Genomic DNA, 17371 nt, shown 5'->3' with positions numbered 1-17371 from the left:
CACCGAGTGCGCAGCAGGTCGAACATAAAAAGAATAACGGGACGAAAATAATGGTTGCGGTAAGAAGCGCACATTTAAATCAAGACGAACAGTTTGAGCTAGATAAGTGGATCGCGAGTCTAGAGCAAGAACCCAAAGTGGCGAAACGCCTTAAAGAAGTTTACTTGCGTGGCGAAGCGATTTTAGCTGGCAACGAGCAAGGGCCTCTGCTGTTATGGCGTGGCCGTGAGATGATCGAAATTCTTATCACGCTTTCAATGGATAAAGCGACACTGGTGGCTGCGATGCTGTTCCCATTGGTGACAAGCGGGGCCTACGACAGAGAACAGTTTGAAGAAGATTTTGGCAAAGAGACCATTAAGCTGATTGATGGCGTTGAAGAGATGGCCGCTCTTGGCCAATTAAACGTCACTATGGAAGGTGGCGCGGCGTCAGCTCAAGTTGATAATGTCCGCCGCATGCTACTGGCGATGGTCGATGACTTCCGCTGCGTGGTTATTAAGCTCGCGGAACGTATTGCCAACCTTGTTGAAGTAAAAAAAGCGCCAGAAGAAGTGCGTGAAGCGGCAGCCAAAGAGTGTGCCAATATTTACGCGCCACTCGCTAACCGTCTCGGCATTGGTCAGCTTAAGTGGGAAATGGAAGATTACGCCTTCCGTTACCAGCAACCAGATACCTACAAGCAAATCGCTAAGCAGCTTTCTGAGCGCCGTATTGTACGTGAACAATACATCCAAGACTTTGTCGATGACTTAACCTCAGAAATGAAGGCTTCCTCTATCAATGCTGAAGTGAGTGGTCGTCCAAAGCACATCTACAGCATTTGGCGCAAAATGCAGAAAAAAGGCCTAGCTTTCGATGAGCTGTTTGATGTGCGAGCAGTACGTATTATCGCTGATAAATTGCAAGATTGTTACGCCGCATTAGGCACAGTACATACGAAATACAAGCACTTACCAAGTGAGTTTGATGACTATGTAGCCAATCCAAAACCTAATGGTTACCAGTCGATCCACACCGTTATTTTAGGCCCTGAAGGCAAAACCATTGAGATCCAAATTCGTACCAAAGACATGCACGAAGATTCGGAGCTCGGTGTTGCTGCACACTGGAAATACAAGGAAGGTGGCGGCGGCCGCAGTGGCTACGATGAGAAAATCACTTGGCTACGTAAGCTGCTTGATTGGCAAGAAGAGATGTCCGATTCAGGCGAAATGCTTGATGAACTGCGTAGTCAGGTGTTTGATGATCGCGTCTATGCCTTTACTCCGCGTGGCGATGTTGTTGACCTGCCAATGGGCGCGACGCCTCTCGACTTCGCTTACCATATCCACTCGATGGTTGGTCACCGTTGTATCGGTGCCAAAGTGGCGGGCCGCATTGTTCCGTTTACTCATAAGCTGGCAATGGGCGATCAAGTTGAGATCATTACCGCCAAAGAGCCCAACCCATCACGTGATTGGTTGAACCCATCGACTGGCTTCGTGACGTCAAGCCGTGCTCGCGCAAAGATCAACGCTTGGTTCCGTGCACAAAGCCGCGAGAAAAACTTAGAAGCCGGTCGTGAAATTTTAGAGCAAGAGCTAACCAAGATTGGTGCAACGTTAAAAGACGCCGAGCAATACGGTCTTAAGCGTTTCAACATGAATACGCCAGATGAGCTTTACGTGGGTGTTGGTAGTGGTGATTTGCGCATTAACCAGATCATTAACCACATCAATGCCTTGGTAAACAAGCCAACCGCGGAAGAAGAAGACCAACAAGCGTTAGAGAAGCTGAAAGAGGCAGGTAATAAAGCACCAGCACAAAGCCGACCGAAGAAAGATGCGGTTGTGGTTGAGGGTGTCGATAACCTAATGACCCACCTCGCGCGCTGTTGTCAGCCAATCCCAGGTGATGAAATCGCAGGTTATATTACCCAAGGCCGAGGTATCTCAGTTCACCGCGCTGATTGTGAACAGCTAGAAGAGCTAAGACATCATGCTGCTGAGCGTATCATTGATACTGTATGGGGTAGCGGTTTTGTAGGTTCATACATTTTGACGGTGCGCGTAGAAGCAATGGAGCGTAGTGGGTTACTAAAAGACATTACCACCTTGTTTTCCAATGAAAAAATCAAAGTCACCAGTATGAAGAGTCGTGTCGACTACCGTACACAAATGTCGATCATGGACTTTGATTTGGAAGTGACTAACGTTGAGATCTTAACCCGAGTGTCTAAGCGTGTAGAACAAATCAAGGATGTAATGTCTGTCAAAAGACTTGGTTGATAGTCACTAGATAAATGTCATTCCCTACAGTGAGGGACGAACGCGATAGGGAATCTCTTAAAGCGGTTAGAGATACCAGATTTGTTCATTCTTCACTCTTGAGGATGACAGATAATAATTAAAGGTGAGTGGTTTTGGCCGCTCACCTTTTTCTTTAGATAGAAAGAAAAGTTTAAAGGAACAGAGAATATGAGTCACCCAATTGAACAGTTAGAGCAGATCATGGCCAAGCTACGTGACCCAGAGAATGGTTGTCCTTGGGATATCAAACAAAGCTTTGACACGATTGTGCCGTATACCATCGAAGAGACTTACGAGGTGGTGGATGCGATTCAGAATCGCGATTGGCCGAATCTTAAAGAAGAGCTGGGTGACTTGCTGTTTCAGGTGATCTTTTATAGTCAAATGGCCAAAGAGCAAGGACTGTTTGAGTTTTCCGAAGTGGTTGAGACGGTCAATGAAAAATTAACTCGCCGCCATCCACATGTGTTCTCTGATACCGAATTTGAGAATGACGAGCAAATAAACGCTAATTGGGAAGCGGAAAAAGCCAAAGAGAAAGCCAAAGTAGGCAAACAGGAACAAAGTATTCTAGACTCAGTACCAACTTCACTGCCTGCTCTTTCACGTGCTACAAAAATACAGAAAAAGTGTGCCAAGTTTGGTTTTGATTGGGATTCATTAGGGCCTGTGGTAGGCAAGGTTCAAGAAGAAATCGAAGAAGTGATGGAAGAGGCCCTGCAAGTCTCAGTCGATGAGAATAAAGTCGAATTGGAACTTGGTGATTTACTCTTTGCTACCGTAAATTTAGCGAGGCATTTGGGTAAGGATCCGGAGGTTGCACTGGCAAAGGCCAACTTAAAATTTTCCAGACGTTTTAAGGGGGTTGAAGCGATAGTGGCAGAGCAAGGAAAACAACTGACTGATTTTAATCTAGAACAGTTAGATAGCTTCTGGGATGAAGTAAAATCACGAGAGGTCAGCCAAGAGTTAAGAGATTAACTCGCCACTCTCGAATTTGATTTGAAGCAAAAAATAAAAAATTGCAGTGTGATAGATTTCACGTTGTAGCGGAAAAGGGCTTCTGGTATATTTATATCCCGTCCAGAAGAAATCCATTTTCCCTCATTCAACCAATTTCAGGTTAAACATGACGACAAATTACATTTTTGTTACTGGCGGGGTTGTATCCTCTCTAGGTAAAGGTATTGCAGCAGCATCTCTTGCGGCTATTCTAGAAGCTCGTGGTCTTAAAGTGACTATGATGAAGCTTGACCCTTACATTAACGTTGACCCAGGCACTATGAGCCCGACTCAACACGGTGAGGTGTTCGTCACAGAAGATGGCGCTGAAACTGACCTTGACCTTGGTCACTATGAGCGTTTCATTCGCACCAAGATGTCTAAGCGCAACAACTTCACTGCAGGTCGTGTTTACTCAGACGTTCTCGCTAAAGAGCGTCGTGGTGATTACCTAGGTGCAACAATTCAGGTTATCCCTCACATCACTAACGCAATCAAAGATCGTGTAATTTCTGGCGCTGAAGGCCATGACGTTGCGATCGTTGAAGTTGGTGGTACGGTTGGTGATATCGAATCTCTACCATTTATGGAAGCGATTCGTCAGCTTGCTGTAGAACTAGGCCGTGAACGCGCAATGTTCATGCACCTCACACTAGTTCCTTACCTAGCAGCAGCAGGCGAAGTGAAAACTAAGCCAACCCAGCACTCAGTTAAAGAGCTGCTGTCTATCGGTATCCAACCAGACATCCTAGTTTGTCGTAGTGATCGCATGATCCCTGCAAACGAGCGTAAGAAGATTGCTCTGTTCTGTAACGTTCAAGAGAAAGCAGTAATCTCAATGAAGGATGTAGATTCAATCTACAAGATTCCTCAACTAATTAAAGCTCAAGGTCTAGATGACCTAGTATGTGCACGCTTTGGCATTACGGCTCCTGAAGCTAACCTGTCTGAGTGGGAACAAGTAATCTACGAAGAAGCGAACCCAACTGGTGAAGTAACTATCGGTATGGTTGGTAAGTACATTGAACTGCCAGACGCTTACAAATCAGTCAACGAAGCACTGAAACACGCAGGTCTTAAGAACCGTCTAAGCGTGAAGATCAAATACGTAGATTCTCAAGACGTTGAGTCAAAAGGTGATGAAGCACTAGCTGGCCTTGACGCAATTCTTGTTCCTGGTGGTTTTGGCGATCGCGGTGTAGAAGGTAAGATCCTTGCTGCAAAATTCGCTCGTGAAAACAAAGTACCTTACCTAGGAATCTGTCTAGGTATGCAAGTAGCACTGATCGAATACGCACGTAACGTTGCGGGTATGGAAGGTGCACACTCAACAGAATTTAACAAAGAGACGAAGTACCCAGTTGTTGGTCTAATCACTGAGTGGGTTGATGGTGAAGGTAAAGTTGAAGAACGTACTGAAACCTCTGACCTAGGTGGTACTATGCGTCTTGGTTCACAGCTATGTCACCTAGAAAAAGGCACTAAGGCTCGTGAGCTATACGGTAGCGCGACGATCCACGAACGTCACCGTCACCGTTATGAAGTGAACAATGTTCTTCGTCCTCAGATCGAAAAAGCAGGCCTAAAAGTATCAGGTCTATCTGCAGACAAGAAACTGGTAGAAGTGATTGAGAACCCAGCTCACCCATGGTTTGTAGCGGCTCAGTTCCACCCAGAGTTCACTTCAACTCCTCGCGACGGTCACCCACTATTTGCAGGCTTCGTGAAAGCAGCTGGTGAATACCAACGCGGCGAATTCGAGAAGTAAAGGATACGGGCAGTAGCGTTAGTCGTGCTGCTGCCCTTAATTTTGACATTATATATTCAACGAGAAGGAAACATTCAATGTCTAAGATCGTTAAAGTTCTAGGTCGTGAAATCATCGATTCACGTGGTAACCCAACTGTAGAAGCTGAAGTACACCTAGAAGGCGGTTTCGTAGGTATGGCTGCTGCTCCATCTGGCGCATCAACTGGTTCACGTGAAGCTCTTGAGCTACGTGACGGCGACAAAGCTCGTTTCCTAGGTAAAGGTGTTCTTAAAGCTGTTGAAGCTGTAAACGGCGAAATCGCTGAAGCTCTAGTTGGTAAAGACGCGAAAGATCAAGCTGCAATCGACGCAGTGATGATCGACCTTGACGCTACTGAAAACAAATCTAAGTTCGGTGCTAACGCAATCCTAGCTGTTTCTCTAGCAAACGCTAAAGCTGCTGCAGCAGCTAAAGGCATGCCTTTATACGAGCACATTGCTGAACTAAACGGCACTGCTGGTCAGTTCTCTATGCCTCTACCAATGATGAACATCATCAACGGTGGTGAGCACGCTGATAACAACGTTGACATCCAAGAGTTCATGATCCAACCAGTTGGTGCTAAGACTCTTAAAGAAGGTCTACGTATCGGTGCTGAAGTATTCCACAACCTAGCTAAAGTTCTTAAGTCTAAAGGCTACAGCACTGCAGTTGGTGACGAAGGTGGTTTCGCTCCTAACCTTAAGTCTAACGCTGAAGCTCTAGAAGTTATCGCAGAAGCTGTTGCTGCTGCTGGTTACGAACTAGGTAAAGACGTTACTCTAGCTATGGACTGTGCTGCATCTGAGTTCTTCGACAAAGAAGCTGGCATCTACAACATGAAAGGCGAAGGTAAAACTTTCACTTCTGAAGAGTTCAACCACTACCTAGCTGAGCTAGCTAACCAATTCCCAATCGTTTCTATCGAAGACGGTCTAGACGAGTCTGATTGGGCTGGCTTCAAGCACCAAACTGAACTACTAGGTGACAAGCTTCAACTAGTAGGTGACGATCTATTCGTTACTAACACTAAGATCCTTGCTGAAGGTATCGAGAAAGGCGTAGCTAACTCTATCCTTATCAAGTTCAACCAAATCGGTTCTCTAACTGAGACTCTAGCTGCAATCAAGATGGCTAAAGACGCAGGTTACACAGCAGTAATCTCTCACCGTTCTGGCGAAACTGAAGATGCAACTATCGCTGACCTAGCGGTAGGTACAGCTGCAGGTCAAATCAAAACTGGTTCTATGAGCCGTTCTGATCGTGTTGCTAAGTACAACCAACTTATCCGTATCGAAGAAGCTCTAGGTGCTAAAGCTCCTTTCAACGGTCTTAAAGAAGTTAAAGGTCAATAATTCATAGTTTGAATTATTAGCTTAAAGCTTTAAAAAAACGCCTCCGATTTCGGAGGCGTTTTTGTATCTGTCATTCCTTAGAGCGAAGTATGAGCGAGTAAGGAATCTCCTCAAGCGTTCGACTCGCTTTAAGAGATCCCCAACTCATTCGTTCCTCACTCTTGAGGATGACAGTATTGGTTTCGTCATTTCATAGACTGACGAAGGAGAGAGTAGGGAATCTCCTCACGCATTCAGCTCGCTTTAAGAGATCCCCAACTCATTCGATGACAGTCTTGGTTTCGTCATTCCATAGAGCGACGAAGGAGTGAGTAGGGAATCTCCTTAGGCGTCTCGAATAGCCTCAACTCTACGCTTTTCCATCTCAACCCGGATATCTGCACCTTTAAAGCCATCTTTGATGATGTCTTGTACATTCACCGCTAAAGCTGCCTGATAAGCGTTGGTAAATATTTCACGTTGTGGGTAGTCAATCTCTTCATGACCCGTTCGGCCTCGGCTATCAGCCATACAGCACAGCAGAATATCTTGTAAGCGTTCCGGTTTACGCCACACATCGAACTTATTCAGCACTTTAAGTTTGGTCTCAGGGCGAAGCTCAGCAGCTCTATGGATGTTGGAGTGTTGTTCACACACCATCAAAGCTAAATCGCGAAACTCGTTTGGAATCCGCACTCGTTCACACAGCGTTTTGATCAGCTTAACGCCAGTGTGGCAGTGCAGTTTATGACTTGGCCATTCTGATTCTGGTGTAATGCCTTTGCCTAAGTCATGCACTTGAGCTGCAAACCGCACGGGCAGAGAGTCACTTAATCTAGCCGCTTGTTCAGCAACCAGCAGGGTATGAATACCCGTATCGATTTCTGGATGCCACTTTTCAGGTTGAGGTACACCAAACAGAGCATCAAGTTCAGGGAGCACAACCTGCAATGCACCACAGTCTCGCAACACTTTTAAGAATATTTGTGGACTTTGGGTTGAGAGAGACTTATGCCACTCCTGCCAAACTCGCTCTGGTGTCAGGTGGCTTAACTCCCCTGAATTAGCGATCTCACGCATCAAATTCAAGGTTTCAGGTGCAATGGTAAAACCTAAATGATTGAGCTTAGCGGCAAAGCGAGCAACGCGCAGAACGCGTAAAGGATCTTCAGTAAAAGCATCTGAGACATGACGCAATACTCGATCGCGTAGATCTTGCTGGCCATTGAAGGGATCGACAATATTGCCATCAGAATCTTGCGCCATTGCGTTGATCGTCAGATCGCGACGCAGCAGATCTTCTTCGAGGGTAACGTCAGCCGCGAAGTAGCACTCAAAACCAGTATAACCTTGGCCAACTTTCCGTTCTGTTCGAGCAAGTGCATGCTCTTGTTTGGTCTTCGGGTGAAGAAATACCGGAAAGTCTTTTCCGACAGCAGTGTAGCCTTTTTCTAAAAGCTCTTCAGGGGTGGAACCGACCACTACCCAATCTTTGTCGTAGACGTTAATATTTAGCAGTTGATCGCGGACTGCACCACCGACAAGGTATCTTTGCACCGAGTCATCCCTTTTCTTGATAATGCCATTGGCTAATAGTGCCAGCAATGGTACTTTTCTTAGCACTGAATTCCCAGAGACGAGAAGTATGTATCAACAACATTTTTCACTAACAGAGTTGCCATTTTCGATTGTGCCTAACTCTCGTTTCCTATATCAGAGTCGTCGCCATAAAGAAGCCATCTTTCAAATACAGGCTGGATTAGGTGAAGGCGGTGGCTTCGCTATGCTGACCGGAGAGGTTGGCACCGGCAAAACCACCATTGCTAAATCCATATTGAAGACTTTAGCAGAGACGACTCGCGCAGGGCTTATTCTTAATCCAACTTTCTCCAATATTGAGTTGCTCGAGGCGATTTGTGATGAGTTTGATTTACCTTATGAGCCAAACTCATCATTAAAGCAACTCAATCAATCTATCCATCACTTTCTTTTGGAAAACCATGCCAATGGCATTCAAACGTTGTTGGTGATCGATGAGGCTCAGCACCTATCAGCGGATGTATTAGAGCAGCTGCGCTTACTGACTAATTTGGAAACCGATAGCCATAAACTTCTCAAAGTACTCTTGATTGGTCAGCCAGAACTCCAGCAAAAGCTCAAGATGCCGCAGTTAAGGCAGTTGGCTCAGCGTATGACAGGGCGTTACCATCTATTACCGCTCAACCAAGATGAAACGCGTGACTATATTAAGTTTCGCCTGACTCTTGCTGGTGGCTCGCCTGAGTTATTTTCTACTCAATCGATCAAGTACATTGCACGCCAAACCAGTGGTATTCCTCGGCTGATAAACTTAGTCTGTGATGCGAGTTTAAAGCAAGCCTACAGTTTAGGTGAGGCTCAGCCTTCCAATGGAACCGTACAATCAGCTTGTGATGACGTGATGAGCTTCCAAACGGGTTCTGTGCCGCTTGCCGCTGAGCGAACGCCGACACAAGCTTCAAACCACACCTCTCTGGTTGCTTCACTACTTATTGGCACACTGCTTTCAGTGGGGGCTTATTGGTATACACCTTCATTGCTCACGCCTTGGGTGGAACAATCAATCAAGCAGCAATACCCTCTGGTTGAAAACATCGAACAGCAAAACATCACCTTTAATAGTGAGTTAAAGAAGATTCTCAACCAGGGGGTTGATCAAGAAGCAGCGATAGCCGATTTGTACAAGCTATGGGGCTACCGAGCTTCGGTGCTTGATCAGCTGTGCTTAAACAATGATGACGCGCTGTTTCGTTGTCAGCTTGACCAAGCGAGCTTAGATGAATTAGTCCAAGCAAATCGTCCAGTCTTATTGAGTTTACAGATTGATGAACAACCACGCTTTGCGATTTTGTACTCAGTGTCAGGGGAGCAAGTTGAGTTGTTAATTGGCAGCCAACTGGTCACCTTTGACCGTCAATGGCTTGCGTCGATTTGGCAGGGACAATATCGTCATATCTGGCAAAGCTATTGGAGTGAGACATTAAAGCAAGGAATGAGTGGCGAAGAGATAGCGCAACTGGACAAGGCTTTGTCGCAAGTACTGGGCGAACCAGAATCGGTAAGTGAATATTTTGACTCAGACGTTAAACGTAAGGTAGAGCTATTCCAACGTTGGCAAGGGTTATCCGTTGATGGTATAGCAGGGAAAAAGACTCTGCGCTTGCTCGAAGAGTTATCTCAGCACGAGGCGCCAACCTTAGAGCGTCTAGAGGAGAAATTAGATGTCTAAAGTGATGCAAGCTCTAGAAGATTCACAGCGCCGCCACAAAGCCTTTGAGTCCACGCAGCCCTATGGCCAGCAAGTATCATCTCAACGGCGACGTTCGACAAACAAACTGGCATGTATTGTCTCGATAACTCTACCCCCACTGCTTATTGCCGGGGGAATGGCATATCAAACCTACACCAGCTACAAAACCCAGTGGCTCGATGACAATGTAGTCCAAACGACGGTTGTCGATGTGCCGTTTGAGTTTACTTCTACGCGAGTAGCAGGTTTTGGTGAGTTAAAGAGTACCTATAAAGAGCCTGTAGTACTGAGTGATTCAGAGCAAGAGTATTATGAGCAACCGCCGAGCTCAGACCTTAACGCTGCGACTGAAAGTGCGAATGATATGCCAAGTGATGACTTGCTTAAAGGGCTCGATTTATCAGCGCTATCACCAGAGCTTGCACAGCGCTTTGAGTCGGCGTTAACCAGTCAGCCTAATAAAGTTAATGAGCAACGTAGCGATGTGAGCAACTTAGCTCAGGATGCACATCAGTGGTATGGAAAATTGCCACCATTGAACTTTCAGACGCATGTTTACTCAAGTAAGGAGAGTAAGCGCTGGGTGAAAATCAATGATACAGAGTATGGGCAGGGCGATTGGATTAATGATGAACTGCAGTTGGTCGCGATTGAACAGCGCTCCTGCTTAGTGCGTTTTAAGGGCGAGGAGATCGAGATTCCGGCTTTGTATGATTGGCAGGGCTAGGGAATAGCCAAGAGATAAAAAAGGTCACCATTATGGTGACCTTTTTGCATTCTAAACTTTGTCAGTGGCTTATGACCAACCGGATGGCGAGCGCTTTCTACGTGGCACGATGTGTGGAAGAATCAGACCAAATAGAAGGCCGATACCTGCGACACCACCGCCGTACATAAAGTATTTCAGCAGTAGATCATCTTTTTGCGTATCTAGCTTAGCACGTAGTTTACGAACCTCTTCTTGCGATGCTGATAGCTGTTGGCTCATCTCGCTGTAGCCTTGCTCTAAATCATTAATCTGATTGTTGCGTGTTGCTAGAGATTCAACCAGTCCAGCTTTTTCTTGGTCTGCACTAGAACGAGCATTAGCTAGCTTCGCTTTCACTTCCGATAGCTCTTTTTCAAGCTTCGGTAGGCGTAGTGCCATGCTTTCTTGATTGGTAACAAAGCGGCTTTCTACCCAGCCTTTGCGGCCTTTAGCGTCTTGAATTTGAGTATATCCAGTATCTTTATTGCTTGTCAGACGCTTCACTTTATCACCAGCATCTACACTACCAATAATGCGGAACTGATTACTAGGGCCAGCGTGCATGTAAGTAAATAGCTTATCTGAGATATAACGGTCTTGAGCGAATGCCGCAGGTACAGCTAGCATTGATGCTAAAACTAAGCAAACCAGTTTTTTCACGGTAAATCCTTTAACAGTCTAAAAGGGTGGGAAAGCCACAACCCCAAATCTTGAATTTTTCTAAGGTCAAATAGTAAGTAGTTTCTAATCTGACTGCAACAAAGAAGGGAGGCTAAGCCTCCCTTTCTGCGGTTTTGAGCCAATAATGACAGTGAGTTTACATATCACTGTCATTATTTATTAAGAGAACATTGCTTGGATTCCGTAGAAGAATACCACTGCCAGTAGTGCACCTGCAGGCAGAGTTACAATCCAAGATGCGACGATGTTACGTACAACGCCAAGGTTTAGCGCCGCAATACCACGAGCAAAACCAACACCTAGTACCGCACCAACAAGCGTTTGCGTTGTTGAGATAGGTAGACCAGTACCTGACGCCAATACAACCGTACATGCTGTTGCTAGCTGAGCGGCAAAACCACGACTAGGAGTCAGTTCAGTAATACCTGTACCTACGGTTGCCATTACTTTATGACCTAGGGTTGCTAGACCAACAACGATACCAAAACCACCTAGTGGTAGAATCCACCAAGCGATAGTGCTCTTACCGGTGATTTCACCCATGTGCTCAACGGTTGATACAACAGCAGATAGAGGGCCAATCGCGTTTGCTACGTCGTTAGAGCCGTGCGCAAATGCCATCGCACACGCCGTGATAACCATTAGTACGCTGAAGATACCTTCAACGCCGGCAAAACCGTGGTCATCTTCGCGGTTAGAGAATTTCTTCTGAATGTATAGGTAACCACCGACCATTACGATTGCAGAAACAGCCGCTGCCCACATCCACGCTTCACCATTAGAAAGGTGAAGGCCAACGTGCTTAAGACCTTTCTTAATTGTTACCAGTGCGATAACCATGGTCGTGATGAACATGTAAACAGGTACAAAGCGCTTTGCGTTAAATAGCGGTTTCTCTGTGTCGAAGATCAGGCGCTGGGCGCTGACAAAGATAACGTAAGCAAAGAAACCTGAGATAACAGGAGTAATAATCCAGCTACCTACAATGCCTTGAACTGAGGCCCAGTCCACCGCTTCAGTACCGACAGACACACACGCAAAGCCGATGATTGCACCGATGATTGAGTGAGTGGTTGATACCGGCCAGCCCATGTAAGATGCAAGCAGTAGCCATGTACCCGCTGCAAGTAGAGCTGACATCATACCGAAGACAAGAACGTCTGGTTGATGAGCGAATAGGGACGTTTCAATTACGCCTTTACGGATAGTGTCGGTTACTTCACCACCTGCTAAATATGCACCAGCAAATTCAAAGATCATCGCGATGATGATCGCTTGTTTTACTGTTAGTGCTTTTGAGCCTACAGATGTGCCCATCGCATTGGCTACGTCATTCGCACCAATACCAATCGCCATCAAAAAGCCAAAAGCGGCTGCAATAAGAATCAGGACAGTGCCGTAGTTCGCAAGGATATCCATCGTAATACCTAGTTGTTGATAACAAGCGGAGCAAAAATTAAGCACGACAAAACCCCTTCAGCGCGTCAGTATTTAGCGCCTATAAGGGGTGTGAACTAGTTAGATGCTCTTCGTTATTTGGTTAACTTATTTTATGAGCGAGACAACATTACTTCCAGACGCGCACCAACACGTTGCGCCTGATCAGCAATACCACCTACCCACTCTAGAATTTTGTAAAGGAACATCACATCAATAGGACTTAGATCCGCTTCGATAGCCATTAGTTGCTGGCGAAGTTGAATCTGCATCGCGTCTGTGTCGTCCTCAATCACATCCAGTTGATGGATCATTTCAGCCACAAGTGTTACTTCACGGCCTTTAAATCCAGTTTCCAATAACTCATCAAGCTCATTGATAACTTTTTGCGCTTGCTCCGCTGCGTCTAGGCAACGTTTTACGTACGCGATAAAGTTTTCTTGAAGAGGTGCAGGGATAGTCAATTGACGGCCATAAACACGGCCAGCAATATCTTTTGCAAGGTTTGCTAGTTTGTCTTGCTGTGTCAGTAGTTCCAACATGTCACTACGATCCACAGGCATAAACAAACCACGAGGAAGTTTAAGACGAATTTCGCGCTTTAATACGTCGGCTTCTTTCTCTAGGTGAGAAATCTGTGAACGGATTTCAGATGCTTTCTCCCAGTCACCCTTTGAACTTACTTCAAAGAAGTTAACTAGGTGCGAGCAACATTCGTTTACACACACAACGTGGCGCTGCAAAGGTTTAATAGGGGACTTTGCAAATAACCCCATAATTGTATTTACTGGCATGGTCATTCAACCCAATTAATATAACCTAAAAACTAACATACACCATTTCATGGCGAAATGTTGAACGATGGCTATAAAGGCGCGCATGTTAACCCATTAAATCACTCATTAAAACTGTTTTAGATCATCATTGGGGCGATATTTCTTTCTTGCCGAGTAAGAAAATAGGCAATATCCTGTCTCTATCTGCTTTGAAAGGTAACACTATGGAAACCGAGATAGAACTGAAGTTTTTTGTTTCTCCCGATTTTTCAGAGACTTTACGTCAAAAAATTTCTGAAACCAAAGTACTTCAGCATAGCTGTCGAGAGCTTGGTAACACCTACTTTGATACGCCGGATAACTGGCTCCGCCAACATGATATTGGCATGCGTATTCGCCGTTATGATGATGTTTATGTACAGACCGTCAAGACGGCAGGCCGCGTTGTTGCTGGTTTGCACCAAAGACCTGAATACAACGCAGAGCATGACGGTAATGAGCCTGACCTAACGTTGCATCCCGAAGATATCTGGCCGAAAGGTAAAGAGATAGCGATTCTTCAATCGGAACTGCAACCCCTTTTCTCGACTAACTTTACTCGTGAACAGTGGCTGATTGGTATGCCAGATGGTAGCCAGGTTGAAGTGGCTTTTGATCAAGGTAAAGTCGAAGCCAATGGTCAGGAAGACCCTATTTGTGAGGTGGAGCTGGAGCTTAAATCTGGGCAAACCGATGCTCTGTTTACCTTAGCGCGTCTTTTCTGTGAGCAGGGTGGTATGCGCCTTGGTAACTTAAGTAAAGCGGCGAAAGGGTACCGACTGGCGATGGGCTATACCGGTGATAAAGTGAAACCGCTCGCTTTAGTTGATACTAAAAGAAGAGATAGCGTTGAGTCTTGCTTGATTAACTCTTTAGAGCATGCACTTTCTCATTGGCATTACCATGAGCAGATCTACTCTGAACGCGATTCGATTGAAGCACTACACGAAATCAAGCACTCAATTAGCTACATTCGCCAGATTTTAACTGTGTACGGTGGCGTGGTGCCGCGTCGAGCCAGTGCGATTTTACGTCAAGAGCTGAAATGGCTAGAGCAAGATCTTGAATGGTTGAATGACTATGAGTATTTAGAAGACCTGCTTGATGATAAAGGCCATGCGCTGCGCAAGTTAGATGCACGTAAGTTCCTTGTCATTGAACTGAAGCAGATTGAAGAGCGGCTACCAAGCCGAGAGCAAATTCTAGAACTACTCAACTCGTCTCGTTACACCGGGCTATTGCTAGACTTGAGTCGTTGGATTTTAACTCGTGGTTGGCAACCGTTTTTGGACGAGAAATCGCGTGAAAAAATGGCACTCAACGTTGAACACTTTTCTGTACAGCAACTCGATAGAACTTGGGCAGAGTTGATGGAAGCCTTCCCGCCAGAGCGTAACTTAACTAGCCAAGATTACATTGAGCAGCAATACCGCTTGATGCGCAATCTATTCACGGGTGTGAGTTTTGCCAGCCTGTATGATTTTGATGAACGTGATAGCTTCCGTTTACCTTGGAGTGACTTACTCCATGGGACTGATGACCTACTGAAGCTAAAAACACTCGCTCCTTTAGTAGAAAAGCTACAAGGTGAAGAGCGCGAACAGCTTGAACGTTGGTTAGCGCGCCAAGAGAGCTCCATTCTTCATGCAATGGAGCAAACTCGCGTTATCTGTATTGAAGCGGAACCTTATTGGCAGGACTAACAGTCAGTGAATGAAAACGGGAGCCTTAGGGCTCCCGTTTTGTATTGGTCTCTTTTTGTCTTTCTAGTCGATCTAAGCGTTTTATGATCTCATCCTGTTTTTCAACTAACTCTAGCAGCAGGCGTTCTTTATTCTCAGAACGAGTCGTTTGTATTTTCGATGGTGAGGTAATCATTGAAGTGACCAATCCCGAGATCATACCGAACAGACCCACACCACAGATGATTAGCCCCGCCGCAAGGATTCGCCCCGCGTCTGTTACTGGGTAGTGGTCACCGTAACCGACGGTAGAGATTGTTACCAGCGCCCACCACATCGCATCACCGCCATCTTGAATATTGGCATTAGGTGATTGACCTTCGAGAAATAGCATTATGCTTGACCCTGCAGTTAGTAGGATCACCATCAGCAGTAAGATCGAAGCCAATGTGGTTTCGTGCTTATTCTTTAATAGTTGTCTAATCACACTGCGGCTCGAGCGAATGACCAAGATCACGCGCAAAATTGAAAACAAACGTGCGTAACGCAGTGGCTCGATCATCGGCAAACTCGCTAGAAAGTCTATCCAGTGACGTTTCATAAATTGCACCCGATCTGTAGCGCGGATCAAATCTATGCCTAACTGGAGTATAAATATGCTACAGATTATGAAGTCTAAGCCGATAAGGACTTGTCGAGTTTCTGGGCGTAAAGGGAAAAACAGTAAGCCTGAGATCACAAATAGCGCCATAAATGACAAGATTAGTGACAGCAAGCTCATCGGCTTAGTGTCGTCTTTGATATTATTCTTTTTCATACGAGGCTCGAAATAAATAACGGATACCTTGAATCTCAGAGGTAGTAGAGCTTAAGTGACCTGATTGGATTCAGGAACACTCAATATATAAGACTTAGTGGAGAAGTAACAATGACCAAACTGGCATTTAAACCATGGGAGCGAGTGATCACGGATATTCGCTTAGTCCCAAAAATGGTGATGCTAATGGTGTTCAGTACCTTGCTGATCATCTCAAAGCAGTTGTGGGATGCGAGCACTTTTTACGATGCTTTATTGGCAGCGACGCAAAGTGCGGAGGTTGCTCAAGAGCATTATGAAGCTTACTTAGTCCAAGTAGCTTGGCAAACAGGATTGCTAATTGTGGTCTTTGTTGTACTGCTAATGTTTGCTGCGCGAGTTATGCTTCGCCAGACTCAATATCTGAGTGATTCCATCAAAACCATGGCGGAGAAAGATCTCTCTGTGCCGATCGAAATGATGTGTAAGGATGAGTACGGCGATGTTGCTCGTGAGCTTGAAAAGACGCGTGTGCAATTACAAGAGATGATCAAGCTGCAAGTCGATGCTTCTCAAGAGCTTGCTGGTCTGACGGAAGTAATGACCTTGAGTATGTCTGAGACCAAAGAGTCCGCTCAAGAAGAGTTCAATGAGATTGATCAGCTTGCCACTGCGATGAGTGAAATGACCTCTACAGTACAAACGGTCGCTGACCATGCGCAAAATGCCTCAACGTTAACAGAGCAGGCATCAACGCAAGCATCGACAGGTCAACGTTTTGTCCAAGATACGGTGCGAAAAATCAGTGAATTATCGAAAGATATTTCTGCCTCAGCCCAAGCGGTCAATGAAGTGGAAGACAGTGTTGGCTCGATTGGCAGTGTTGTCGGTACCATCCAAGGTATTTCTGAGCAAACTAACTTACTTGCATTAAACGCAGCGATTGAAGCAGCACGTGCTGGTGAAGCAGGTCGCGGTTTTGCTGTGGTTGCTGACGAGGTTCGTAACCTAGCTCAACGCACTCAGCAGGCAACAGTTGAAATTCAAGATATGATCACTAAGCTGCAAACCAGTGCGAATTCAGCAGTAGAGCTGATGGAAAAAAGTGTGGTTGAAGCGGCAGAAGGCGTTGATCTTGTGACTAATGCAGGCAGTGAGTTAGACGGCATTGTTGGTCAGGTTAACCAGATCAACGACATGAACTTCCAAATTGCGACGGCAGCTGGCCAGCAAAGTAGCGTTGCAGAAGAGATGAACCAAAACTTAACCAATGTACGTGAGTTGGTTGAAGCGTCAGTAACGGTGGTATCAGAGCTGTTGGAAACCTCAGAAATCATGCAGCAAAATGCTGAAGAGTTAGACAAGAAGATTACGTCATTTAGAGTCTAATTTTGCTAACCAGTTACCATTAAACGCCCGCTGCTTAACAGTGGGCGTTTTTTATTGGTTTAAGTCTGGTATAAATAGTCCATAACCTTTCAAAGGCTTATCGAAACAAGGAAGAATC

13 protein-coding genes are annotated in these 17371 nt (G+C 45.6%); 8 read left to right on the top strand and 5 right to left on the bottom strand.

Translation table 11 applies throughout. The features are described 5' to 3' along the window. Positions 1-50: 50 nt before the first annotated feature. The 4 genes from relA (at position 51) to eno (ending at position 6437) form a co-directional block, all read left to right on the top strand. Positions 51-2270, top strand: a complete 2220-nt coding sequence (relA, locus tag VIA_RS20045) for a GTP diphosphokinase (RefSeq protein WP_004415594.1) — start codon at positions 51-53, stop codon at positions 2268-2270. A 189-nt stretch (positions 2271-2459) separates the two neighbouring features. Next, positions 2460-3272, top strand: coding sequence for a nucleoside triphosphate pyrophosphohydrolase (gene mazG, locus VIA_RS20040; RefSeq protein WP_004415592.1), 813 nt, complete (start codon positions 2460-2462; stop codon positions 3270-3272). A gap of 148 nt (positions 3273-3420) precedes the next feature. Further along, the gene (locus VIA_RS20035) at positions 3421-5061 is read left to right on the top strand and encodes a CTP synthase (RefSeq protein WP_004415591.1); all 1641 of its coding nucleotides are present in this window, start codon (positions 3421-3423) and stop codon (positions 5059-5061) included. Between the two features lie 77 nt (positions 5062-5138). Further along, a complete protein-coding gene (gene eno / locus VIA_RS20030) occupies positions 5139-6437 on the top strand; it encodes a phosphopyruvate hydratase (protein ID WP_004415590.1) in 1299 nt (432 codons plus the stop codon). Positions 6438-6761: 324 nt separating this feature from the next. Here the strand turns inward: eno and VIA_RS20025 are convergent, their stop codons facing one another. Next, a complete protein-coding gene (locus tag VIA_RS20025) occupies positions 6762-7973 on the bottom strand; it encodes a multifunctional CCA addition/repair protein (RefSeq protein ID WP_004417362.1) in 1212 nt (403 codons plus the stop codon). A gap of 88 nt (positions 7974-8061) precedes the next feature. Between VIA_RS20025 and VIA_RS20020 the strand changes: the two genes are divergently transcribed. Then, positions 8062-9684: an ExeA family protein gene (locus VIA_RS20020; protein ID WP_004415587.1), complete on the top strand. Its 1623-nt coding sequence runs from the start codon at positions 8062-8064 to the stop codon at positions 9682-9684. After that, positions 9677-10432 (top strand): general secretion pathway protein GspB, encoded by a 756-nt coding sequence (locus VIA_RS20015; RefSeq protein WP_004415585.1) that lies wholly within the window; start codon positions 9677-9679, stop codon positions 10430-10432. Before VIA_RS20020 ends, VIA_RS20015 begins: the two co-directional genes overlap by 8 nt. Positions 10433-10501: 69 nt before the next feature. On the opposite strand, the gene VIA_RS20010 is transcribed toward VIA_RS20015, so the two are convergent. From VIA_RS20010 to VIA_RS20000, 3 genes are all read right to left on the bottom strand, one after another. Continuing rightward, entirely contained in the window at positions 10502-11113 is a 612-nt protein-coding gene (locus tag VIA_RS20010; protein WP_004415584.1) for a TIGR04211 family SH3 domain-containing protein, read from the bottom strand. A 180-nt stretch (positions 11114-11293) separates the two neighbouring features. Beyond that, the gene (locus tag VIA_RS20005; protein WP_004415583.1) at positions 11294-12553 is read right to left on the bottom strand and encodes an inorganic phosphate transporter; all 1260 of its coding nucleotides are present in this window, start codon (positions 12551-12553) and stop codon (positions 11294-11296) included. A 131-nt stretch (positions 12554-12684) separates the two neighbouring features. Continuing rightward, positions 12685-13365 (bottom strand): TIGR00153 family protein, encoded by a 681-nt coding sequence (locus VIA_RS20000; protein ID WP_004417364.1) that lies wholly within the window; start codon positions 13363-13365, stop codon positions 12685-12687. A gap of 206 nt (positions 13366-13571) precedes the next feature. Here VIA_RS20000 and VIA_RS19995 point away from each other — a divergent pair, with 206 nt between their 5' ends. Then, positions 13572-15089 carry a CYTH and CHAD domain-containing protein gene (locus VIA_RS19995; RefSeq protein ID WP_004415579.1) on the top strand — a complete coding sequence of 506 codons (1518 nt, stop codon included), beginning with the start codon at positions 13572-13574 and terminating at the stop codon, positions 15087-15089. A gap of 25 nt (positions 15090-15114) precedes the next feature. Here VIA_RS19995 and VIA_RS19990 read toward each other — a convergent pair whose 3' ends face one another. Next, positions 15115-15885 (bottom strand): potassium channel family protein, encoded by a 771-nt coding sequence (locus VIA_RS19990; RefSeq protein WP_004415578.1) that lies wholly within the window; start codon positions 15883-15885, stop codon positions 15115-15117. 111 nt (positions 15886-15996) lie between these two features. Here VIA_RS19990 and VIA_RS19985 point away from each other — a divergent pair, with 111 nt between their 5' ends. Further along, the gene (locus VIA_RS19985) at positions 15997-17253 is read left to right on the top strand and encodes a methyl-accepting chemotaxis protein (RefSeq protein WP_004415576.1); all 1257 of its coding nucleotides are present in this window, start codon (positions 15997-15999) and stop codon (positions 17251-17253) included. Positions 17254-17371 lie beyond the last annotated feature (118 nt).

Source organism: Vibrio orientalis CIP 102891 = ATCC 33934 (assembly GCF_000176235.1).
Taxonomy (GTDB): domain Bacteria; phylum Pseudomonadota; class Gammaproteobacteria; order Enterobacterales; family Vibrionaceae; genus Vibrio; species Vibrio orientalis.
This window is presented reverse-complemented; position numbering and strand designations above follow the sequence as displayed.

Bases quoted from the DNA above. Each gene is read 5' to 3' on its own strand.
- VIA_RS20020 (WP_004415587.1), top strand. From the start codon at position 8,062: ATGTATCAACAACATTTTTCACTAACAGAGTTGCCATTTTCGATTGTG.
- VIA_RS20015 (WP_004415585.1), top strand. From the start codon at position 9,677: ATGTCTAAAGTGATGCAAGCTCTAGAAGATTCACAGCGCCGCCACAAA.
- relA (WP_004415594.1), top strand. From the start codon at position 51: ATGGTTGCGGTAAGAAGCGCACATTTAAATCAAGACGAACAGTTTGAG.
- VIA_RS19985 (WP_004415576.1), top strand. From the start codon at position 15,997: ATGACCAAACTGGCATTTAAACCATGGGAGCGAGTGATCACGGATATT.
- VIA_RS19990 (WP_004415578.1), bottom strand. From the start codon at position 15,885: ATGAAAAAGAATAATATCAAAGACGACACTAAGCCGATGAGCTTGCTG.
- eno (WP_004415590.1), top strand. From the start codon at position 5,139: ATGTCTAAGATCGTTAAAGTTCTAGGTCGTGAAATCATCGATTCACGT.
- VIA_RS20005 (WP_004415583.1), bottom strand. From the start codon at position 12,553: ATGGATATCCTTGCGAACTACGGCACTGTCCTGATTCTTATTGCAGCC.
- VIA_RS20035 (WP_004415591.1), top strand. From the start codon at position 3,421: ATGACGACAAATTACATTTTTGTTACTGGCGGGGTTGTATCCTCTCTA.
- VIA_RS19995 (WP_004415579.1), top strand. From the start codon at position 13,572: ATGGAAACCGAGATAGAACTGAAGTTTTTTGTTTCTCCCGATTTTTCA.
- VIA_RS20000 (WP_004417364.1), bottom strand. From the start codon at position 13,365: ATGCCAGTAAATACAATTATGGGGTTATTTGCAAAGTCCCCTATTAAA.
- mazG (WP_004415592.1), top strand. From the start codon at position 2,460: ATGAGTCACCCAATTGAACAGTTAGAGCAGATCATGGCCAAGCTACGT.